This window comes from Pseudomonas arcuscaelestis (genome assembly GCF_016881005.1).
In the GTDB taxonomy this organism is placed as follows: Bacteria; Pseudomonadota; Gammaproteobacteria; order Pseudomonadales; family Pseudomonadaceae; genus Aquipseudomonas; species Aquipseudomonas arcuscaelestis.
Genome location: NZ_JACOPV010000001.1, coordinates 391,115 through 411,202 on the forward strand (window position 1 = coordinate 391,115; position 20,088 = coordinate 411,202).

The 20,088-nt window shown below is 58.7% G+C and carries 19 protein-coding genes; 8 read left to right on the forward strand and 11 right to left on the reverse strand.

The genetic code is table 11. The annotated features are described in order from the left end of the window. Nucleotides 1-4 precede the first annotated feature (4 nt). A complete protein-coding gene (locus tag H8F21_RS01780) occupies nt 5-892 on the reverse strand; it encodes a LysR family transcriptional regulator (protein WP_203477091.1) in 888 nt (295 codons plus the stop codon). Between the two features lie 137 nt (nt 893-1,029). On the opposite strand from H8F21_RS01780, the gene H8F21_RS01785 reads away from it, so the two are divergent. Both H8F21_RS01785 and H8F21_RS01790 read left to right on the forward strand, forming a co-directional pair. Then, the gene (locus tag H8F21_RS01785) at nt 1,030-2,679 is read left to right on the forward strand and encodes a GMC family oxidoreductase (protein WP_203477089.1); all 1,650 of its coding nucleotides are present in this window, start codon (nt 1,030-1,032) and stop codon (nt 2,677-2,679) included. Between the two features lie 102 nt (nt 2,680-2,781). Then, a complete protein-coding gene (locus H8F21_RS01790; protein ID WP_203477087.1) occupies nt 2,782-4,404 on the forward strand; it encodes an MFS transporter in 1,623 nt (540 codons plus the stop codon). A gap of 172 nt (nt 4,405-4,576) precedes the next feature. Here H8F21_RS01790 and H8F21_RS01795 read toward each other — a convergent pair whose 3' ends face one another. The 4 genes from H8F21_RS01795 to glyQ all read right to left on the reverse strand — a co-directional run bounded on the left by H8F21_RS01795 (nt 4,577) and on the right by glyQ (nt 8,944). Continuing rightward, nucleotides 4,577-5,347, reverse strand: coding sequence for a lysophospholipid acyltransferase family protein (locus tag H8F21_RS01795; protein ID WP_203477085.1), 771 nt, complete (start codon nt 5,345-5,347; stop codon nt 4,577-4,579). A 61-nt stretch (nt 5,348-5,408) separates the two neighbouring features. After that, complete coding sequence (gmhB, locus tag H8F21_RS01800) at nt 5,409-5,942, reverse strand: D-glycero-beta-D-manno-heptose 1,7-bisphosphate 7-phosphatase (protein ID WP_203477083.1); 534 nt, start codon at nt 5,940-5,942, stop codon at nt 5,409-5,411. Nucleotides 5,943-5,945: 3 nt separating this feature from the next. Beyond that, complete coding sequence (gene glyS / locus H8F21_RS01805; protein ID WP_203583915.1) at nt 5,946-8,000, reverse strand: glycine--tRNA ligase subunit beta; 2,055 nt, start codon at nt 7,998-8,000, stop codon at nt 5,946-5,948. Further along, on the reverse strand, nt 7,997-8,944 hold the full coding sequence (glyQ, locus tag H8F21_RS01810) for a glycine--tRNA ligase subunit alpha (protein WP_203477079.1): 948 nt from the start codon (nt 8,942-8,944) through the stop codon (nt 7,997-7,999). Before glyQ ends, glyS begins: the two co-directional genes overlap by 4 nt. Before the next feature lie 82 nt (nt 8,945-9,026). On the opposite strand from glyQ, the gene H8F21_RS01815 reads away from it, so the two are divergent. Both H8F21_RS01815 and H8F21_RS01820 read left to right on the forward strand, forming a co-directional pair. Then, entirely contained in the window at nt 9,027-9,578 is a 552-nt protein-coding gene (locus H8F21_RS01815; protein WP_203477077.1) for a DNA-3-methyladenine glycosylase I, read from the forward strand. Between the two features lie 39 nt (nt 9,579-9,617). Next, entirely contained in the window at nt 9,618-10,505 is an 888-nt protein-coding gene (locus H8F21_RS01820) for a lysophospholipid acyltransferase (protein ID WP_203477074.1), read from the forward strand. Between the two features lie 28 nt (nt 10,506-10,533). Here the strand turns inward: H8F21_RS01820 and H8F21_RS01825 are convergent, their stop codons facing one another. The 5 genes from H8F21_RS01825 to def are packed head-to-tail and all read right to left on the reverse strand — an operon-like array spanning nt 10,534 to nt 15,073. Then, nucleotides 10,534-10,863: a tetratricopeptide repeat protein gene (locus H8F21_RS01825; protein ID WP_203477072.1), complete on the reverse strand. Its 330-nt coding sequence runs from the start codon at nt 10,861-10,863 to the stop codon at nt 10,534-10,536. 12 nt (nt 10,864-10,875) lie between these two features. Continuing rightward, entirely contained in the window at nt 10,876-12,249 is a 1,374-nt protein-coding gene (trkA, locus tag H8F21_RS01830; RefSeq protein ID WP_203477070.1) for a Trk system potassium transporter TrkA, read from the reverse strand. A gap of 19 nt (nt 12,250-12,268) precedes the next feature. After that, nucleotides 12,269-13,579: a 16S rRNA (cytosine(967)-C(5))-methyltransferase RsmB gene (gene rsmB / locus H8F21_RS01835; protein WP_203477066.1), complete on the reverse strand. Its 1,311-nt coding sequence runs from the start codon at nt 13,577-13,579 to the stop codon at nt 12,269-12,271. Then, entirely contained in the window at nt 13,576-14,508 is a 933-nt protein-coding gene (gene fmt, locus H8F21_RS01840; protein ID WP_203583916.1) for a methionyl-tRNA formyltransferase, read from the reverse strand. The genes rsmB and fmt overlap by 4 nt, the downstream gene beginning before the upstream one ends. Before the next feature lie 58 nt (nt 14,509-14,566). Further along, nucleotides 14,567-15,073: a peptide deformylase gene (gene def / locus H8F21_RS01845; RefSeq protein WP_038605133.1), complete on the reverse strand. Its 507-nt coding sequence runs from the start codon at nt 15,071-15,073 to the stop codon at nt 14,567-14,569. Between the two features lie 241 nt (nt 15,074-15,314). On the opposite strand from def, the gene dprA reads away from it, so the two are divergent. Continuing rightward, nucleotides 15,315-16,421 (forward strand): DNA-processing protein DprA, encoded by a 1,107-nt coding sequence (dprA, locus tag H8F21_RS01850; protein ID WP_203583917.1) that lies wholly within the window; start codon nt 15,315-15,317, stop codon nt 16,419-16,421. 37 nt (nt 16,422-16,458) lie between these two features. Continuing rightward, nucleotides 16,459-17,016 carry an L-threonylcarbamoyladenylate synthase type 1 TsaC gene (locus tag H8F21_RS01855; protein WP_136473846.1) on the forward strand — a complete coding sequence of 186 codons (558 nt, stop codon included), beginning with the start codon at nt 16,459-16,461 and terminating at the stop codon, nt 17,014-17,016. 63 nt (nt 17,017-17,079) lie between these two features. Here H8F21_RS01855 and H8F21_RS01860 read toward each other — a convergent pair whose 3' ends face one another. Continuing rightward, complete coding sequence (locus H8F21_RS01860; RefSeq protein WP_203477059.1) at nt 17,080-18,057, reverse strand: NADPH:quinone reductase; 978 nt, start codon at nt 18,055-18,057, stop codon at nt 17,080-17,082. Nucleotides 18,058-18,187: 130 nt separating this feature from the next. Between H8F21_RS01860 and hemF the strand changes: the two genes are divergently transcribed. Next, entirely contained in the window at nt 18,188-19,114 is a 927-nt protein-coding gene (gene hemF, locus H8F21_RS01865; RefSeq protein ID WP_203477058.1) for an oxygen-dependent coproporphyrinogen oxidase, read from the forward strand. A gap of 54 nt (nt 19,115-19,168) precedes the next feature. Next, the gene (gene aroE, locus H8F21_RS01870) at nt 19,169-19,993 is read left to right on the forward strand and encodes a shikimate dehydrogenase (RefSeq protein WP_203477057.1); all 825 of its coding nucleotides are present in this window, start codon (nt 19,169-19,171) and stop codon (nt 19,991-19,993) included. The last annotated feature ends 95 nt before the right edge of the window (nt 19,994-20,088 follow it).

Below are 20,088 nucleotides of genomic sequence, written 5' to 3' on the forward strand. Positions count from 1 at the left end.
CCCCCTACTCCGCCAGTAAAGTGTCCTGCTCCTGTGCACACAACGCCAGAAGAAAATCCCAGACTACGCGCAGGCGAACGGACTTGTGCAACTCGCGGCGGGTACAGATCCAATAGCTGCGTTGGATGGTTTCGCTGGGCAGCACGCGTACCAGTGACGGGTCTTGCTGGGCCATATAGTTGGGTAGCACGGCAATGCCCAACCCCGCACGGGCAGCTTGCTGCTGAGCGATCACGCTGGTGCTGCGAAACACCACGTTCGGTGCTCGGCAGAAACTGTTTAGAAACAACAGTTCCTGGCTGAACAGCAGGTCATCGACGTAACCGATCCAGCTGTGTTTGGCCAGGTCTTCACGGTGGTGCAGAGCTGGTGCCTGGGCCAGGTATTCAGGGCTGGCATAGAGCGCCAGGCGGTAGTCGGTGAGTTTGCGAGTGATCAGCAGATCGGCGTTGGGTCGTTCCAGATGAATGCTGATTTCAGCTTCTCGGTTAAGGATGCTGACAAATCTTGGCACCGCAACCAGTTCAACCTCCAGTCCCGGGTAGCGCTCGAACAGGCTGCCCATGCGTGGGGTGAAGAACATAATGCCGATGCCTTCAGTAACACCCAGGCGGATTTTCCCCAGTGGCGTGATGGCTTGAGTGATCTCTTCCTGCGCCAGGAGTGCAACGTTTTCCATGGCTTCGGCATGCTTGAGCAAGGCCTGTCCGGAGGGGGTGAGTTCGTAGCCTTGAGCGTGCTGGACGAACAGCGCCGTGCCCAGGCTCTGCTCAATGTTGTCGATATGCCGAGCGACCGTACTGTGGGTTGTATTTAGGCGCTTGGCTGCTGTCAGCAGGCGCCCGCTTCGCTGCAACTCGAGAAAAAACCGCAGATCATTCCAGTCGAACATGCTTTTCCTTGTGAATCATGTGTTCACGAACGTTGTGTTAAAACGCACAGCACTTGAGTGAAATCTAACGTTTTCATCTCGAAATTAATCAATAACATGGGCTGAGACAAGAATAATAATCAGGCGCGAGGTTGCCCATGCCATCTGCCGATTCTCTCTACGACTATGTAGTCGTGGGTGCTGGTCCTGCCGGATGCCTTCTGGCCAATCGTTTGTCTGCTGATCCGACCTGCCGAGTTTTGTTGCTGGAGGCGGGAGGTAAAGACAACTATCCCTGGATCCACATTCCAGTGGGCTATCTGTACTGTATTGGCAATCCCCGTACCGATTGGTGCTTTAAGACCGAAGCGCAGCCTGGCCTGCAAGGGCGTTCCTTGGGCTACCCAAGGGGCAAGGTGCTGGGTGGCTGTTCCTCGATCAACGGCATGATCTACATGCGTGGCCAGGCCGGTGACTATGATCGCTGGGCTGAGCAAGGCAATGCCGGGTGGGCGTGGAAAGATGTGCTGCCGCTGTTCAAGGCCAGCGAAAAACACTTTGCCGGTGCCAGTGAAGTGCATGGCGATGAAGGCGAGTGGCGCGTCGAGCAACAACGTTATTCCTGGCCGATTCTGGATGCCTTTCGTCAGGCGGCGGCGCAAAGTGGCATTGAGAGTGTGGCCGACTTCAACGGTGGCGATAACCAAGGATGTGGATACTTCCAGGTCAATCAGCGTGCCGGTGTGCGCTGGAACTCTGCCAAGGCGTTTCTACGTCCGATACTGACTCGCCCCAACCTGACTGTATTAACCGATGTATTGGTCGATCAGGTGGTTCTCGACGCAGGTCGCGCCTCTGCGGTAAAAGCGCGCTGGCGCGGTGAGTGGCAGCATTTCAATGCCCGTCGCGAGATCATCCTGTGTGCAGGGTCCGTGGGTTCTCCTGGCATCCTGCAACGTTCAGGCATTGGCCCGCGGACGTTGCTTGAAAGCCTGGGGATAACGGTACGTCATGAATTACCGGGCGTTGGCGGCAACCTGCAGGACCATCTGCAACTTCGCCTGATCTATCAGGTCAGTGGCGCGCGCACACTTAACCAGGTCGCCAATAGTGCCTGGGGCAAGCTGGGCATGGGCTTGCGCTACATGTACGACCGCAGCGGCCCGTTGGCCATGGCACCCAGTCAGTTGGGTGCATTTGTGCGCTCTGGCCCGGAACAAGCCTCCGCCAACCTGCAATACCATGTCCAACCGCTTTCACTTGAGCGTTTTGGTGAGCCCTTGCACCGGTTCCCGGCGTTCACGGCTTCGGTCTGCAATCTGCGTCCGGCCAGCCGTGGACGTATCGATATCCGCTCGGCCAACCCTGACGATGCACCGTTGATCGATCCTAATTACCTGAGTGACCCTGAGGATCTACGGGTTGCCGCCCAAGCCATACGCATCACTCGCAAGATCGTCCAAGCCCCTGCCCTGGCTGCGTTCAATCCTCGTGAATACTTGCCTGGGGCTGATTTGCACAGCGAAGAACAGCTGCAGGAAGCTGCCGGGCAAATTGGTACCACCATTTTTCACCCGGCGGGTACCTGCCGGATGGGCAACGGGGCGTTGGATGTGGTGGACGAGCAACTACGCGTTCACGGCGTACCGGGGCTGCGCATCGCTGATGCCTCGATCATGCCGCAGATTGTTTCCGGCAATACCTGTTCACCCACCTTGATGATCGCCGAGAAAGCGGCGCAACTGATTATACGGGGGAAGTTATCCACAACGCGGATCGGCGAAGAAAACGCAATACCGACGCCCTGACCCAAGGGTGCGTAGCAATAACGACGCGGGCCGCGGTCTGCCTGTGTCGACAGTGGAACAACAAGAATAATCACTGGGGCCTTGAGGCCGAGGACAGCAACGATGTCGGATTACATTCAGGAGCAGGGCGCCGCAACGGTAAGTAATAGTCGCCGTGAAGAGCGCAAGATCATTTTCGCGTCATCCCTCGGGACGGTTTTTGAGTGGTATGACTTTTTTCTTTATGGGGCACTGGCCGCGGTCATCAGCAAGCAGTTCTTTGCCGGGGTGAACGATACCACTGCCTTTATCTTCGCCTTGATGGCCTTTGCTGCGGGCTTTTTGGTCCGACCATTCGGGGCGCTGGTGTTCGGTCGCCTGGGCGACATGATTGGGCGCAAGTACACCTTCCTGGTGACCATCGTGCTGATGGGGTTGTCGACCTTTGCTGTAGGCCTGTTACCGACGTACGCCAGCATTGGTATTGCCGCACCGATCATCCTGGTGATTCTGCGGATGCTGCAAGGCCTGGCTCTGGGCGGTGAATATGGCGGCGCGGCAACTTACGTAGCTGAGCATGCGCCACCCGGCAAGCGCGGTTTCCACACAGGCTTCATCCAGTCCACTGCGACACTTGGTTTGTTGTTGTCGCTGCTGGTTGTGTTGGGGAGCCGCTATATCAGCGGCGATCAGTTTGAAGTTTGGGGCTGGCGCCTGCCATTCCTGTTGTCGATCGTGTTGTTGGCGATCTCAACCTGGATCCGCATGAGCATGCATGAATCGCCGGCTTTCGTGAAAATGAAGGCACAAGGCAAAACCAGTAAGGCGCCCATTCGCGAATCCTTTGGCTCCTGGGCTAACCTGAAGGTCGTTCTTACTGCACTGTTCAGTATCAACGCCGGGCAAGCGGTGACCTTCTACACCGCTCAATTCTATGTACTGTTCTTCCTTACCCAGATGTTGAAGATGGACCCGGCCCAGGCCAACACCTTGCTGATCATCAGCGTGGTAATCGGCGCCCCGTTCTTTGTATTTTTCGGCTGGCTATCGGACCGAATCGGGCGCAAGCCTATCCTGATGCTCGGCCTGCTTCTGGCGACTGTGCTGTACTTCCCACTGTTCAAAGCCCTGAGTCACTACGCCAACCCGCAGATTGATATGGCCAGCCGCCAGGCACCTATTGTGGTCATGGCCGACCCGCAAAGCTGCACGTTCCAATTCGACCCGGTAGGTAAGGCTCGATTCGATAGCCCGTGCGACAAGGTGAAGACATTCCTGGTCAAACAAGGTCTGCCGTACAGTTCGGAATCTGTGGCTGCCGGTAGCGAAGTTGTTGTGACTGTGGGTGATCAGCGCATCAATGGCTTCGATGAGGTGGCTTTGCGAGCTGCGATCGATAAGGCGGGTTATCCGGCCAAGGCTGACCCAGCCAGCGTGAACGAAACGATGGTGGTGGTGCTGATCGTAGCGATGATACTGATTGCCACCATGACCTATGGTCCGTTGGCCGCGGTGATGGTCGAGCTGTTCCCAACGCGCATTCGCTACACCTCGATGTCGCTGCCCTATCACATCGGCAATGGTTGGTTCGGCGGCTTTCTGCCTACTGTATCGTTCGCCTTGGTGGTGTATACCGGTGATATCTTCTACGGCTTGTGGTACCCGGTGCTGATCACGGGTATCAGCCTGGTGGTCGGGTTGTTTTGCCTGAAAGAAACCCGAGATGTGGACATCGATAAGGTCTGACGTTGCCACGCGCATAAAAAAACCGGCTAAGCGCCGGTTTTTTTATGCCACGGATAAACTTATGCACGATTTTCAAAAAACAGTCATACAAGAAAATAAGTAATTAAATTAATAACTTAGAAAAGTTTTTAGCGAAAAATCCAAATACTGTACACAAGTTATCCACAGATCGTCAGGCGATGCTCTGGGCCGCATCAGAGGCCGGTGCTGGCAATGACCCCATAGCGCGTTGGGTTTGTTCGTTCCAGGCCGCGGCGCGGTCATTCAGCTCGGCAATGGCACGGGGACCGGTACCCTCAGCGTACATAGGGGCACCGATCACTACCTCGATAGTACCGGCGCGCTTGTTCCATCCCTGCTTTGGCCAGAACTTGCCAGCATTGTGAGCGATAGGCAGAACAGGCAGGCCGGCGTTCACTGCCAAGGCGGTACCGCCACGGGAGAACTTGCCGATCTGGCCGAATGGCACGCGGGTACCCTCCGGGAAAATCAGTACCCAAACACCGTCCTTGAGCAATTTGTCGCCTTCACTGGCAACCTGCCGCAGTGCAGCCTTGGGGTTGTCACGGTCAATGGCGATGGGGCGCAACATAGCCATGGCCCAGCCGAAAAACGGCACGTAAAGCAGCTCACGCTTGAGCACCTGGCTCAACGGTGAAAAATATGCAGACAGGAAGAAGGTTTCCCAGGTGCTCTGGTGATTAGAAAGGATCACACAAGGTTGTTTGGGGATGTTTTCAGCCCCGCTAACCTTGACCTTTATGTTCAGGAAAATTCGTACCAATACCAGTGCGAAACGGCACCAGTAGACGTTGATGAAGCGATAACGAGCGCTGAATGGCAGAAACGGCGCGATAAAAAAGCTCAGGGTGCACCACAGCAAAGAGCTGGTACCCAGCAGCAGGTAAAAAAGAAAAATTCTGATCGCCTGCAGGATCGACATAGCGGCATGTACCGTTGCGGGCTTGCCCGCCTAGTAAAAGTGCGCCTGGGTTGTAGGCGCCCTATTTGTGGATAAGTTCTCTGGCGATGGCCGCCAGATCATCGAAGATCAATGTTCCTTGTGGAATTCCCTTGCTCAGGGTTTTCTCGCCTTTCCCGGTTTTTACCAGAATCGGTTGAGCATCGACGGTCAATGCGGCTTCCAGGTCACCCTTACTGTCACCGACGAACCATATACCAGCCAGATCAACCTGGTAATGCGCGGCTATGGTTTGCAGCATGCCCGGCTTTGGCTTGCGGCAATCGCAGCCTTCATCCGGACCGTGAGGGCAATAGATGATAAGGCCAACCTCGCCCCCCTGTTCAGCCACCAGTGTGCGCAGGCGCGCGTGCATGGCCTCCAGGGTTGCCAGGTCGTAGTAACCGCGAGCGATGCCGGACTGGTTGGTGGCCACTGCCACCGTCCAGCCGGCCTTGCTCAACTGCGCGATGGCCTCGATCGAACCCGGGATCGGTATCCACTCTTCCAGCGACTTGATGTAGGCGTCGGAGTCCTGATTGATCACTCCGTCCCGATCGAGAATCAGCAGCTTCAAGACTTACCCCAGCAGCGAAATGTCGGCTACGCCCAGGAACAGACCGCGCAGGCGACTGAGCAAGGCATAACGGTTGGCCCGTACATTGGCGTCATCGGCGTTGACCATCACTGCCTCGAAGAAGGCATCGACCGGTTCACGCAGAGCTGCCAGACGTGCCAGCGATTCACTGTACTGACGAGCAGCTGCCATTGGTTGCACAGCCTGGTCAGCTTGCTGGATAGCCGAGTACAGGGAGAACTCGTTGGCATTGTCGAAGTACTTCGGTTCGACCGTAGTGGCCACAGTACCTTCGGCTTTGCTCAGCAGGTTCGACACACGCTTGTTCACGGCGGCCAGGGCAGCGGCTTCCGGCAACTGGCGGAACGCCTGTACAGCCTGTACGCGCTGGTCGAAGTCCAGGGCTGAACCCGGCTTGAGTGCACGCACCGACAGGTAAGTGGCCACATCGATGCCTTCGTCTTCATAACGAGCACGCAGACGGTCGAAGACAAACTCCAGTACCTGCTCAGCCAGGCCTGCAGCCTTGACCTTGGCGCCGAACTGGGTCACGGCGAAGTTCACCGCGTCGTTCAAGTCCAGGTCCAGCTGCTTGTCGATCAGGATGCGCAGTACACCCAGCGCCGCACGACGCAGTGCATAGGGGTCTTTGCTGCCGGTCGGGAGCATGCCGATACCGAAGATACCGACCAGGGTGTCGAGCTTGTCCGCGATGGCCGCAGCCGCACCGGTCAAGGTCGTTGGCAGTTCAGCGCCGGCACCGCGCGGCATGTACTGCTCATTGAGGGCCAGGGCGACATCTTGCGCCTCGCCATCATTGAGGGCGTAGTAATAGCCGGCAACACCCTGCATTTCAGGGAACTCGCCGACCATTTCGGAGGCCAGGTCGCACTTGGACAGCAAGCCGGCACGGGATGCGCGCTGGGCGTCACCGCCAATACGGGGGGCGATGAACGCGGCCAGTTTGGCAACACGCTCGGCCTTGTCGAAGACGCTGCCTAGTTGAGCCTGGAACACCACATTCTTCAGGCGTTCGTTGAAGCTTTCCAGAGGCTGCTTCTTATCCTGCTTGAAGAAGAACTCGGCGTCGGTCAGGCGTGGGCGCACAACCTTCTCGTTACCTTCGATGATCTGCTTCGGATCGCGGCTTTCGACGTTGGCCACGGTAATGAAGCGCGGCAGCAGTTTGCCGTCGCCGTCCAGCAGGCAGAAATATTTCTGGTTGTCCTGCATGGTGGTGATCAGGGCTTCCTGGGGCACTTCAAGGAAGCGTTCCTCAAACGAGCAGACCAGCGGCACCGGCCATTCGACCAGTGCAGTCACTTCGTCGAGCAGGGCCGGTGGCACGATCGCGGTGCCTTCCTGTTGCAGGGCGAGCTCAGCGGTACGCTTGCTGATGATTTCACGACGCTCGGCGAAGTCGGCCAGCACGTAGGCTTTGCGCAGGTCTTCGAGGTAGTTCGCCGGGGCGCTGATGCGCACGTCTTCCGGGTGGTGGAAGCGATGGCCACGAGAGTCACGGCCAGCTTTTTGGGCGAGGATAGTGCAGTCGATGACGTTGTCGCCCAGCAGCATTACCAGCCATTGGGTCGGACGCACGAATTCTTCCTTGCGAGCACCCCAGCGCATGCGCTTGGGGATTGGCAGGTCGTTCAACGAATCTTCGACGATGGTTGGCAGCAGGCTGGCGGTAGCTTTGCCCGGAATATGCTGGGAGAAGCGCAGTTTCGGGCCGCTCTGATCGATTTCTGCCAGGTCTACACCGCACTTCTTGGCGAAGCCGAGGGCTGCCTGGGTCGGATTGCCTTCAGCATCGAACGCTGCCTGACGGGGAGGACCGTCGACATTGATGCTGCGATCTGGCTGCTGGGTATCCAGCTGGCGGATCAACACGGCCAGACGACGCGGCGCGGCGTAGACCTTTTTGTCGGTGTAGTTCAAGCCAGCAGCCTGCAGGCCTTTCTCGATACCGGCAAGGAACGCGTCGGCAAGGGCGCTCAGGGCTTTTGGCGGCAGTTCTTCGGTGCCCAGTTCAACAAGGAAATCTTGAGCACTCATTGTGCAGCCTCCAACTTGGACAATGCTTCATCACGCAATTCAGGGGTCGCCATCGGGAAGCCCAGCTTGGCGCGCGCTTGCAGGTAGCTTTGAGCCACAGCACGGGCCAGTGTGCGCACACGCAGGATGTATTGCTGGCGCGCGGTCACCGAGATGGCGCGGCGGGCGTCGAGCAGGTTGAAGGTGTGCGAGGCCTTGAGGACCATTTCATAGGTCGGCAGTGGCAGTTCCAGTTCGATCAGGCGATTGGCTTCGCTTTCATAGAAGTCGAACAGTTCGAACAGCTTCTCGACGTTGGCGTGCTCGAAGTTGTAGGTCGACTGTTCCACTTCGTTCTGGTGGAACACATCGCCGTAGGTAACCTTGCCGAACGGGCCATCGGTCCAGACCAGGTCATAGACCGAGTCGACGCCCTGCAGGTACATAGCCAGACGCTCAAGGCCATAGGTGATTTCACCCGTGACCGGCATGCACTCGATGCCACCTACTTGCTGGAAGTAAGTGAACTGGGTGACTTCCATGCCGTTGAGCCAGATTTCCCAGCCCAGACCCCAGGCGCCAAGCGTCGGCGATTCCCAGTTGTCTTCGACGAAACGGATGTCATGTACCAGCGGGTCGAGGCCGATGGCCTTCAACGAGCCCAGGTACAGTTCCTGGAAGTTCGCCGGGTTTGGCTTGAGCACTACCTGGAATTGGTAGTAGTGCTGCAGGCGGTTGGGGTTTTCGCCATAGCGACCGTCAGCAGGGCGACGGCTTGGCTGTACGTAGGCGGCGTTCCAGATTTCCGGGCCGACGGCGCGCAGAAACGTGGCGGTATGGAAAGTGCCGGCGCCCACTTCCATATCGTAGGGCTGAAGCACCACACAACCTTGCTCGGCCCAGTAGTTCTGCAGGGCGAGGATCAAGTCTTGGAAGGTACGCACTGCTGGCGTAGGCTGGCTCACGAAATTCACCTGTTTCTAGGGCTGCGAATATAAAGAGCGGGAGTATAACCCGATTCGCTTGAGCCTCTACCCTTGGAGCCTTATGCCACGTTGCTTTTGGTGTACCGACGATCCGCTTTACCAGGCTTATCACGATCAGGAGTGGGGCACGCCGCAGCGTGATCCACGCCAATTGTTCGAGATGCTGCTGCTTGAAGGCTTTCAGGCCGGGCTGTCCTGGATCACTGTGCTGAAGAAGCGTGAACGCTACCGTGAGGTACTGTTTGGCTTTGATCCTGAGCGCCTGGTGCGGATGAGCGACGAAGAAATCGAGGAGCGAATGCTCGATCCCGGCATTATTCGCAATCGGCTCAAACTCAACGCAGCGCGACGCAATGCCAAGGCCTGGCTGGCCGTGGAAAACCCTGCTGATTGGCTTTGGTCGTTTGTCGGCGGTGAACCGAAAATCAATCATTTCAGCCAGCGCAGCGACGTCCCGGCGGTAACCGATGAAGCTAAGGCCATGAGCAAGGCATTGCAGAAAGCCGGGTTCACGTTCGTGGGGCCGACGATTTGCTATGCCTTCATGCAGGCCACCGGGATGGTCATGGATCACACCACCGATTGCGATCGCTACGCCGCTCTGTTGCGCTGAGGAGTACAATGGCCGGCTTGCAGAAAGAGGAACCAGCCTGTGGATAAGTTCAAGGGCGCCTTGATGGTCGGGGCGTTGCGATTGTTTGCCAAGCTCCCGTGGGGCGCAGTACAGCGGATCGGCGCCGCCATCGGCTGGATCATGTGGAAGGTGCCGAACAGTTCGCGCGAGGTGGTAAGAATCAACCTGGCCAAGTGTTTTCCGGAGATGGACCCGGTAGCACGTGAGCAATTGGTGGGTCGCACCCTGATGGACATCGGCAAGTCTTTTACTGAAAGTGCCTGCGCCTGGATCTGGCCGGCCCAGCGTTCGCTTGAACTGGTTCGCGAAGTTGAAGGCCTGGATGTTTTGCACGCAGCGCTGGCCTCGGGCAAGGGTGTCGTCGGCATCACCAGTCACCTGGGAAACTGGGAAGTGCTCAATCACTTTTATTGCAACCAGTGCAAACCGATTATTTTCTATCGTCCGCCCAAGTTGAAGGCGGTTGACGATTTGCTCCGCGAACAGCGTGTGCAACTGGGTAATCGCGTGGCGGCGTCTACCAAGGAAGGCATCCTGAGCATCATCAAGGAAGTGCGTAAAGGCGGTCAGGTCGGTATTCCGGCAGACCCGGAGCCGGCCGAGTCGGCGGGTATTTTCGTACCGTTTTTCGCCACCAAGGCGTTGACCAGCAAATTTGTGCCGAACATGTTGGCGGGCGGCAAAGCCGTGGGAGTATTCCTGCATGCCCTGCGCTTGCCCGATGGGTCAGGCTTCAAAGTCATCTTGGAAGCAGCGCCGGAAGCCATGTACAGCGAAGATACCGAAACGTCGGTGGCGGCAATGAGCCAGGTGGTTGAGCGCTATGTGCGAGCTTATCCAAGCCAGTACATGTGGAGCATGAAACGCTTCAAGAAGCGTCCACCCGGTGAAGAGCGCTGGTACTGAGTTACCGGCCCGCGCCCACCTGGGCGTGCTAGCTTTTGGGGAGCTGGGCATTTTCCTTGTCCAGCTTCTTCAGGAACACCGTCATTTCTTTCTCGGCCTGCTTGTCACCGTGGGCCTTGGCAGCGCCGAGCCCCTGCTCCCAGGCCTGGTGTGCTGCGCCAGTGTCACCTTGTAGTCGATACGCCTTGCCCAGCAGTTTCCACGCTGCTGAATACTTGGGGTCAAACTCAACGCAGCGCTGCAGGTGCACTGCAGCCTCGGCGCCATTGCCTTCATCCAGCCAGGCCTTGCCGAGGCCGAAGCGCAGCAGAGCGTTATCCACACCCTTGGCGAGCATCTTTTCCAGTGATTCGCGCATCAGGACTTCCTCTTAGAAGAAGCTCAACCCTACATGGAATAGCTTCTCGACGTCACGAATGTACTTTTTATCCACAACGAAGAGGATCACATGGTCGCCTGCTTCAATGACCGTGTCGTCGTGGGCAATCAGCACTTCTTCATCGCGAATGATCGCACCGATGGTCGTGCCCGGTGGCAGGGCGATATCTTCGATGGCTTTGCCAATCACCTTGCTCGACTTCGAGTCACCGTGAGCAATTGCTTCGATGGCCTCTGCCGCACCGCGGCGCAGCGAGTGCACGCTGACGATATCGCCGCGTCGTACGTGAGTGAGCAAAGTACCAATGGTGGCCAGCTGTGGACTGATCGCGATGTCGATATCACCACCCTGGACCAGGTCGACATAGGCCGGGTTGTTGATGATGGTCATTACCTTGCGTGCGCCGAGGCGCTTGGCCAGCAGTGAGGACATGATATTGGCCTCGTCATCGTTGGTCAGGGCCAGGAAGATGTCGGCTTCGGCGATGTTCTCTTCCAGCATCAAGTCGCGGTCCGAGGCGCTGCCCTGCAACACCACGGTGCTGTCCAGGGTATCGGAGAGGTAACGGCAGCGCGCGGGGTTCATCTCGATGATCTTGACTTGATAGCGGCTTTCGATGGCTTCGGCCAGGCGTTCGCCAATTTGCCCGCCGCCGGCGATGACGACGCGCTTGTTGCTTTCATCAATTTGCCGCAATTCACCCATCACCGCGCGGATGTGGGCTTTGGCTGCGATGAAGAACACCTCGTCGTCGGCTTCAATAACCGTGTCGCCCTGGGGCAGGATCGGTCGGTCGCGGCGAAAGATCGCGGCGACGCGGGTATCGACATTGGGCATGTGCTCGCGGATCTGGCGCAGCTGTTGGCCGACCAGCGGCCCACCGTAGTACGCCTTCACGGCAACCAACTGGGCTTTGCCTTCGGCGAAGTCGATGACCTGCAGTGCGCCTGGATGTTCGATCAGACGCTTGATGTAGTGAGTGACTACCTGCTCGGGGCTGATCAGTACGTCGACCGGGATAGCATCGTTGTCGAACAGACCGGCGCGTGTCAGGTAGGCCGACTCACGCACCCGGGCAATCTTGGTAGGCGTGTGGAAAAAGGTGTAGGCGACTTGGCAGGCGACCATGTTGGTCTCGTCGCTGTTGGTCACCGCCACCAGCATGTCGGCGTCGTCGGCGCCGGCTTGACGCAGTACGGTAGGGAACGAGGCGCGGCCCTGGACGGTACGGATGTCCAGGCGGTCGCCGAGGTCGCGCAAGCGGTCGCCGTCAGTATCGACCACGGTAATATCGTTGGCTTCGCTGGCCAGGTGTTCGGCCAACGTACCGCCGACTTGCCCTGCACCCAGGATGATGATTTTCATCCGCTCTTCCCTTCTCTTGTTATCCGCGTGCGGCGGCGATTTTGATCAGCTTGGCATAGTAGAAGCCATCGTGTCCGCCTTCCTGGGCCAGCAACTGGCGGCCATGCGTTTGGCGCAGGCCGGCTTGGGTTGCAAGGTCCAGCTCGCGGGCGCCCGGCGTACGATTGAGGAACGCCTCGATGACTTCGGTGTTCTCGGTCGGCAGGGTCGAACAGGTGGCATACAGCAGGATGCCGCCCACTTCCAGCGTTGGCCACAAGGCATCAAGCAACTCGCCCTGCAAGGCAGCCAGGGCCGGGATATCCTCGGCTTGCCGGGTCATCTTGATGTCTGGGTGGCGGCGAATGACCCCTGTTGCCGAGCAAGGCGCATCGAGAAGAATGCGTTGGAAGCCCTTGCCATCCCACCAACTGGCAGTATCGCGGGCATCACAGGCAATCAACTGGGCATCCAGACCGAGACGATCGAGGTTTTCCCGGACTCGGGTCAGGCGCTTGGCCTCAAGGTCGATAGCGACTACCGAATCCAACGTTTCTTCGGCTTCTAGCAGGTGGCAGGTCTTGCCTCCCGGTGCGCAGCAAGCGTCGAGTACGCGCTGGCCGGGGGCCAGATCGAGCAGGTCGGCTGCCAGTTGCGCCGCTTCGTCCTGAACGCTAATCCAACCCTGGTCAAAACCCGGCAGTCCACGTACATCGCAGGCCTGAGCCAGAACAATACCGTCGCCGCTGTACTGGCAGGCGCTGGCTTCCAGGCCTGCTTGGCGCAGTAGATCAAGGTACTCCTCGCGACTGTGATGACGGCGGTTGACCCGCAGGATCATCGGCGGATGAGCGTTGTTGGCGGCGCAGATAGCTTCCCATTGCTGTGGCCAGAATGCCTTCAACGACTTCTGTAGCCAACGGGGATGGGCCGTGCGCACCACCGGATCGCGTTCGAGTTCGGCAAGAATTTCACTGCTCTCGCGTTGCGCACGGCGCAGTACTGCATTGAGCAGCGCCTTGGCCCAGGGCTTTTTCAGTTTGTCGGCACAGCCAACGGTTTCACCGATGGCAGCATGGGCAGGCACGCGGGTATAAAGCAGTTGATACAAGCCCACCAACAATAGGGCCTCGACATCGGCATCGGCACTTTTGAAAGGCTTTTGCAGCAGCCGTTCGGCTAGCGCAGAAAGCCGCGGTTGCCAGCGTGCGGTGCCAAATGCCAGGTCCTGGGTCAGGCCGCGGTCACGTACTTCAACCTTGTCCAGTTGTGTAGGCAGTGAGCTGTTCAGGGAGGCTTTGCCGCTGAGAACTGCTGCCAGGGCGCGGGCGGCTGCCAGACGTGGATTCATTGACCGAGCACCGTACCGATGGCGAACTTCTCGCGACGGCTATTGAACAGGTCACTGAAGTTCAGCGCCTTGCCTCCGGGCAATTGCAGTCGGGTCAGGCACAGCGACTGTTCACCGCAGGCTACGATAAGGCCATCTTTGCTGGCCGCAAGGATTTCGCCCGGCTTTCCGCTGTCTGTGGATAAGCTGGCTGCGAGTACTTTCACTGCCTCACCGTTGAGGCTGCTGTGGCAGATCGGCCAGGGGTTGAAGGCGCGAATAAGACGCTCCAACTCGACGGCCGGACGGCGCCAGTCCAGGCGTGCTTCGTCTTTGTTCAACTTGTGGGCATAGGTGGCCAGGCTGTCGTCCTGAATTTCACCTTCCAATGTGCCCGCCGCCAGCCCGGCAATAGCCTCAAGCACTGCGGGTGGGCCCATCTGGGCAAGGCGATCGTGCAGGCTACCGCCGGTGTCACTGGCACTGATCGGCGTAGTGACCTTGAGCAACATCGGGCCTGTATCCAGGCCGGCTTCCATGCGCATGACCGTCACGCCGCTTTCGCTGTCCCCGGCTTCGACCGCTCGCTGGATGGGTGCAGCACCACGCCAGCGTGGCAGAAGCGAGGCGTGGCTGTTGATACAGCCCAGACGCGGGATATCCAATACCGCTTGCGGCAGGATCAAGCCATAAGCGACCACCACCAACAAATCGGGCGCAAGCGCAGCAAGCTCAGCTTGAGCATTGGCGTTGCGCAGTGTCGGCGGCTGCAGGACCTGGATGCCGTTATCCACAGCCAGTTGCTTGACCGCACTGGGCATCAGTTTTTGTCCACGGCCGGCCGGACGGTCCGGCTGGGTGTAGACGGCCACCACATCATAGGGGCTGTCGATCAAGGCCTTGAGGTGTTCGGCGGCAAACTCTGGGGTGCCTGCAAAGACAATGCGCATGGAGTTCTCGCTTAAAAAGAAAAAGGCTTGCCGGAGCAAGCCTTTGGGAAGAAGGAAATCAAGCTTGCTGGCGGTGCTGCTTTTCCAGTTTCTTCTTGATTCGGTCGCGTTTGAGCGTGGACAGGTAGTCGACGAACAATTTGCCGTTGAGGTGATCGCATTCGTGCTGGATGCACACGGCCAGCAGACCTTCGGCAATCAGTTCGTACGGCTTGCCGTCGCGATCCAGCGCCTTGACCTTGACCCGCACCGGGCGGTCGACGTTCTCGTAGAAACCCGGTACCGACAGACAGCCTTCCTGGTACTGGTCCATTTCGTCGGTCAGCATTTCGAGCTCGGGGTTGATGAACACCCGTGGCTCGCTGCGATCTTCACTCAGGTCCATGACCACGATGCGCTTGTGTACGTTGATCTGGGTTGCCGCCAGGCCGATGCCAGGGGCTTCGTACATGGTTTCAAACATGTCATCGATCAACTGGCGAACGCCGTCATCGACTTCGGTCACCGGTTTGGCGATGGTGCGAAGGCGCGGGTCCGGGAATTCGAGGATGTTCAGAATGGCCATAAGCGTATGAGCTGCACTGTGCGATGAATTACAAACATGAACACACATAATAAAGGGATTCGGCGCATTCGGCACCTGCAAAGGTCAGCTAAGGTTTCACACAGCTTGGAGCCTTTGCTCGGCAAGCCCGTAGCGGCGCAGCTGAGGAGAATCCTTCAACCGGTTTTCAAAGTATTATCAACAGAGTTATCCACAGCTTTTCCTCAGTGTAATTCAACGCCGTCGATCAAGGATGATCGTTATGCCACTGTCTGCTGGCCGGGAGCTTTCCCCGGCCGAACTTGAGGCGCGATTGCGTCTGCATTGCTTGCCTGCACTTGGGCCGCAACGCTTTCACTTACTCCTGCAAGCCTTCGGCAGCGCGTCTGCAGCACTCAGTGCGCCGGCCTCTGCCTGGCGCTCATTAGGGCTTCCTGCTGCCAGCGCCGAGGCTCGCCGTAGCGAGGAGGTGCGCGAAGGTGCCTCCTCTGCATTGGCTTGGCTAGAGGCCCGCGACCGGTATTTGCTGATGTGGGACGATCCCGCCTACCCGGCGTTGTTGGCCGAGGTGGATAGCGCCCCGCCCCTGCTTTTCGTGGCCGGCAATCCTGCGCTGCTGGAAAAACCCCAGTTGGCCATCATTGGCAGTCGCCGGGCATCTCGTCCGGCCCTGGATACGGCGACGGCGTTTTCCCGTCACCTTGCCCAAGGAGGATTCGTGATCACCAGCGGCCTGGCGCTTGGCGTCGATGGCGCTGCTCATCAGGGCGCCCTAGACGTCGGAGGCCAGGCGATCGGGGTGTTGGGCACCGGCCTGCAGAAATTTTATCCACAGCAACATCGAGCGCTGGCCGCAGCAATGATCGAGCAAGGAAGCGCTGTAGTTTCCGAGTTCTCTCTCGATACGGGTCCGGTTGCGAGCAACTTCCCGCGGCGCAATCGGATCATCAGTGGCCTATCCCTGGGCGTACTCGTTGTCGAGGCAAGTCTGGCCAGCGGCTCGCTGATCACTGCGCGTCTGGCGGCGGAGCAAGGCCGCGAGGTCTATGCCATTCCCGGGTCGATTCATCATCCTGGCTCCAAAGGCTGTCACCAACTGATTCGCGACGGAGCGCTGTTGGTTGAAAGCGTGGATCAAATCATGCAAACCCTGCAAGGCTGGCAGCAGCTGCCGCCGGTAACGTGCAGCAAAGACAGTGGCACGCGACATGTCCTTGAGGTATTGCTGCTGGCTGCACCGCAAACGAGTGAAGCGTTGGCCCGCAACAGCGGTTGGCCGTTGCCAAAAGTGTTGGCGGCGTTGACCGAGCTTGAAGTAAACGGACGGGTTTGCAATGAAGCTGGGCGTTGGTTTGCCCGGTCTGCCTAAGTACACTGCGAGTCAGCCTTAATGCGGAGTGATAGCAATGGTGAGCAGTTGGCGTGTGCAACAAGCCGCGCGTGAGATTCGGGCCGGTGCGGTGATTGCCTACCCAACCGAGGCCGTGTGGGGCCTGGGCTGTGATCCGTGGAACGAGGAAGCGGTTGATCGCTTGCTGGCGATCAAATCGCGCTCGGTCGATAAAGGGGTGATTCTGGTCGCTGACAATATTCGTCAGTTCGACTTTTTGTTCGAAGATTTTCCCGAGATCTGGCTGGACCGTATGGGTAGTACCTGGCCGGGTCCGAACACCTGGCTGGTGCCACACCAGAACATGTTGCCGCAGTGGATTACCGGGGTGCATGACACCGTGGCCTTGCGGGTTAGCGATCATCCGGTTGTGCGTGAACTGTGTTCGCTGGTCGGGCCTTTGGTCTCGACGTCGGCCAATCCTCAGGGCCGTCCTGCGGCTAAGTCGAGGTTGCGTGTGGAGCAGTACTTCCGAGGGCAACTGGACCTGGTGTTGGGCGGCGCATTGGGTGGGCGGCGCAATCCGAGCGTGATCCGGGATCTGGTGACCGGGGATCTGGTCCGGGCGGGATAAATCCTCACGGGGCAAGCTTACTCCCACAGTCTGTCTGTAGGCGTAGGCTTGCTCCGCGAAGGGTTACGGCAGCAATACTGTAGACCCTACTGTGCGCCGCGCCGACAGTTCGGTCTGGGCCTTGGCTGCTTCGCTCAGCGCATAGCGCTGCTGGATATCCACCGTCAGCTTGCCGCTGGCGATCATTTCGAACAGGTCATCGGCCATCGCTTGGGTGTTTTCGGCATTGTTGGCATAGCTTGCCAATGTCGGCCGGGTGACATACAGCGAACCCTTTTGCGCCAGGATACCCAAGTTGACCCCACTGACAGCGCCTGAGGCATTACCGAAGCTGACCATCAGCCCGCGCGGCGCCAGGCAGTCCAACGAAGTCAGCCAGGTATCCTGGCCGACGCCGTCATAAACCACCGGGCACTTCTTGCCATCGGTCAGTTCCAGCACCCGCTGGGCTACATCTTCGCGGCTGTAATCGATGGTTGCCCAGGCTCCGAGTGCTTTTGCGCGCTCAGCCTTCAGTGCGGAGCTGACCGTGCCGATCAAGTTTGCGCCCAGGGCCTTGGCCCATTGGCAAGCCAATGAGCCGACGCCACCAGCAGCGGCGTGGAACAGAATGGTGTCGCCAGGCTGTACGGCATAGGTTTGCTTGAGCAGGTAGTGCACGGTCAGGCCTTTGAGCATGACGGCCGCGGCCTGCTCGAAGCTGATGTTGTCCGGCAACTTGACCAGATTGGCTTCAGGCAGCACATGTATCTCACTGTAGGCGCCCAGCGGACCTCCGGCGTAAGCCACCCGGTCGCCAACTTTGAGCCGGGTGACCTGTTCACCAATGGCCTCGACTACGCCGGCGCCTTCTGTACCCAAGCCTGAGGGCAAGGCTGGTGGCGCGTACAAGCCACTGCGAAAATAGGTGTCGATAAAATTCAGGCCAACGGCCTGGTTGCGCACGCGAACCTGCTGTGGGCCGGGGGTGGCAGGTTCGAAGTCGACTAGTTCCAGGACCTCCGGGCCCCCATGCTGGCTGAACTGGATACGCTTGGCCATCTGCACTCTCCTGTCGAGTCTGGAAAACCCCTATCGGACGCCTTTGCATGACCGCCGTCAACTGCGGCCACCCTGTCGCCGGTGGTATGCTACGCGCCGAATTTGCTCATGCCCGCTTCCAGGTGACCTGATGACTAGCCGCACCGAGGCCGTGAAAGCCTACCTGCTCGACTTGCAAGACCGTATTTGTGCCGCCCTCGAAACCGAGGACGGTGGCGCCCGCTTTGTCGAAGACGCCTGGACGCGTGAAGCAGGTGGTGGTGGGCGAACCCGCGTAATAGGTGACGGGACGGTTATTGAAAAAGGCGGGGTCAATTTCTCTCACGTCTTTGGCAGCGGTTTGCCGCCTTCGGCCAGTGCCCATCGTCCAGAATTGGCCGGCCGGGGTTTCGAAGCACTGGGCGTGTCGTTGGTTATCCATCCGCACAATCCGCATGTGCCAACCTCTCACGCCAACGTGCGCTTCTTTATTGCCGAAAAGGAAGGTGAAGAAGCAGTCTGGTGGTTTGGCGGTGGCTTCGATCTGACCCCTTATTACGCCCACGAAGAAGACTGCCTGCACTGGCATCAGGTGGCCGAGCGCGCCTGTGCGCCCTTTGGCGCCGATGTCTACCCGCGCTACAAAGCGTGGTGCGACCGTTACTTCCACCTCAAGCATCGCGGCGAGCCTCGTGGTATTGGCGGCCTGTTCTTTGACGACTTGAACGAATGGGACTTCGATACCTGCTTCGCTTTCATTCGCGCGATTGGCGATGCCTACGTAGAGGCCTACCTGCCGATCATCCAGCGTCGCAAGGCTATGGCCTATACGGCTGAGCAACGTCAGTTCCAGGAGTTTCGCCGCGGTCGCTACGTTGAATTCAACCTGGTTTATGACCGAGGCACGTTGTTTGGTCTGCAATCGGGCGGCCGCACCGAATCGATCCTGATGTCACTGCCACCACAAGTGCGTTGGGGGTACGATTGGAAGCCTGAGCCAGGCAGTGAAGAAGCTCGCCTGACCGAGTATTTCCTGCAGGACCGCGACTGGATAGGTGAGGCTCGATCCAATCGCTAAGGCCCTGTGGATAACTTTGCCGGCAGCTCCGGCCCCCAATCAGGAAGCGCGTGAATGGACCAGTACGTTGTATTCGGTAACCCGATAGGCCACAGCAAGTCGCCGCTGATTCATCGCCTGTTTGCCGACCAGACTGGCCAGCAACTGGAGTACAGCACCTTGCTGGCGCCGCTGGACGATTTCAGCATGTGCGCTCAGGGTTTCTTTAAACAGGGGCTGGGGGCCAACGTTACGGTGCCATTCAAGGAAGAAGCTTATCGCCTGGTCGATAGCCTTACGCCACGAGCACGGCGCGCTGGCGCTGTGAACACCTTGAGCAAACTGGCCGATGGCACCCTGCAGGGTGACAACACCGATGGCGCCGGCCTGGTTCGTGACCTGACCGTCAATGCTGGCGTACAGCTAACCGGCAAGCGCATCCTCCTGCTTGGTGCTGGCGGTGCCGTGCGCGGCGTATTGGAGCCATTGCTGGCGCATAACCCGGCTTCTCTGGTTATCGCCAACCGCACTGTGGAAAAGGCCGAACAACTGGCCCGTGAATTCGCTGACTTGGGGCCGGTGGCTGCCAGTGGTTTCAGTTGGCTGCAAGAGCCGGTGGACCTGATCATCAACGCTACCTCCGCCAGCCTTGCGGGCGAGTTGCCACCCATCGCCGCGAGTCTGATCGAGCCGGGCAGAACGGTTTGCTACGACATGATGTACGGCAAAGAGCCAACGCCGTTTTGCCGCTGGGCAAGCGAACACAAGGCCGCCAAGGTACTGGACGGGTTGGGCATGCTTGCCGAGCAGGCTGGCGAAGCCTTCTTCATCTGGCGCGGCGTGCGTCCGGATACGGCTCCTGTACTGGACGAACTGCGTCGCCAACTGGCTCGCGGTTGACGCATGAGCCGCGGGGGGAAGCGCGTTCCCTCCAGTGCGCGTAATCTCCGAAGATTGCCCTGTGATAGTTTCACCCCTTGAAGCGGATTGGGCAC

Excerpts from the sequence above, each read along its gene's own strand:
- H8F21_RS01780 (WP_203477091.1), bottom strand. The coding sequence starts at position 892 with ATGTTCGACTGGAATGATCTGCGGTTTTTTCTCGAGTTGCAGCGAAGC.
- H8F21_RS01785 (WP_203477089.1), top strand. The coding sequence starts at position 1,030 with ATGCCATCTGCCGATTCTCTCTACGACTATGTAGTCGTGGGTGCTGGT.
- H8F21_RS01790 (WP_203477087.1), top strand. The coding sequence starts at position 2,782 with ATGTCGGATTACATTCAGGAGCAGGGCGCCGCAACGGTAAGTAATAGT.
- H8F21_RS01795 (WP_203477085.1), bottom strand. The coding sequence starts at position 5,347 with ATGTCGATCCTGCAGGCGATCAGAATTTTTCTTTTTTACCTGCTGCTG.
- glyS (WP_203583915.1), bottom strand. The coding sequence starts at position 8,000 with ATGAGTGCTCAAGATTTCCTTGTTGAACTGGGCACCGAAGAACTGCCG.
- H8F21_RS01815 (WP_203477077.1), top strand. The coding sequence starts at position 9,027 with ATGCCACGTTGCTTTTGGTGTACCGACGATCCGCTTTACCAGGCTTAT.
- H8F21_RS01825 (WP_203477072.1), bottom strand. The coding sequence starts at position 10,863 with ATGCGCGAATCACTGGAAAAGATGCTCGCCAAGGGTGTGGATAACGCT.
- trkA (WP_203477070.1), bottom strand. The coding sequence starts at position 12,249 with ATGAAAATCATCATCCTGGGTGCAGGGCAAGTCGGCGGTACGTTGGCC.
- rsmB (WP_203477066.1), bottom strand. The coding sequence starts at position 13,579 with ATGAATCCACGTCTGGCAGCCGCCCGCGCCCTGGCAGCAGTTCTCAGC.
- fmt (WP_203583916.1), bottom strand. The coding sequence starts at position 14,508 with ATGCGCATTGTCTTTGCAGGCACCCCAGAGTTTGCCGCCGAACACCTC.
- def (WP_038605133.1), bottom strand. The coding sequence starts at position 15,073 with ATGGCCATTCTGAACATCCTCGAATTCCCGGACCCGCGCCTTCGCACC.
- dprA (WP_203583917.1), top strand. The coding sequence starts at position 15,315 with ATGCCACTGTCTGCTGGCCGGGAGCTTTCCCCGGCCGAACTTGAGGCG.
- H8F21_RS01855 (WP_136473846.1), top strand. The coding sequence starts at position 16,459 with ATGGTGAGCAGTTGGCGTGTGCAACAAGCCGCGCGTGAGATTCGGGCC.
- H8F21_RS01860 (WP_203477059.1), bottom strand. The coding sequence starts at position 18,057 with ATGGCCAAGCGTATCCAGTTCAGCCAGCATGGGGGCCCGGAGGTCCTG.
- hemF (WP_203477058.1), top strand. The coding sequence starts at position 18,188 with ATGACTAGCCGCACCGAGGCCGTGAAAGCCTACCTGCTCGACTTGCAA.
- aroE (WP_203477057.1), top strand. The coding sequence starts at position 19,169 with ATGGACCAGTACGTTGTATTCGGTAACCCGATAGGCCACAGCAAGTCG.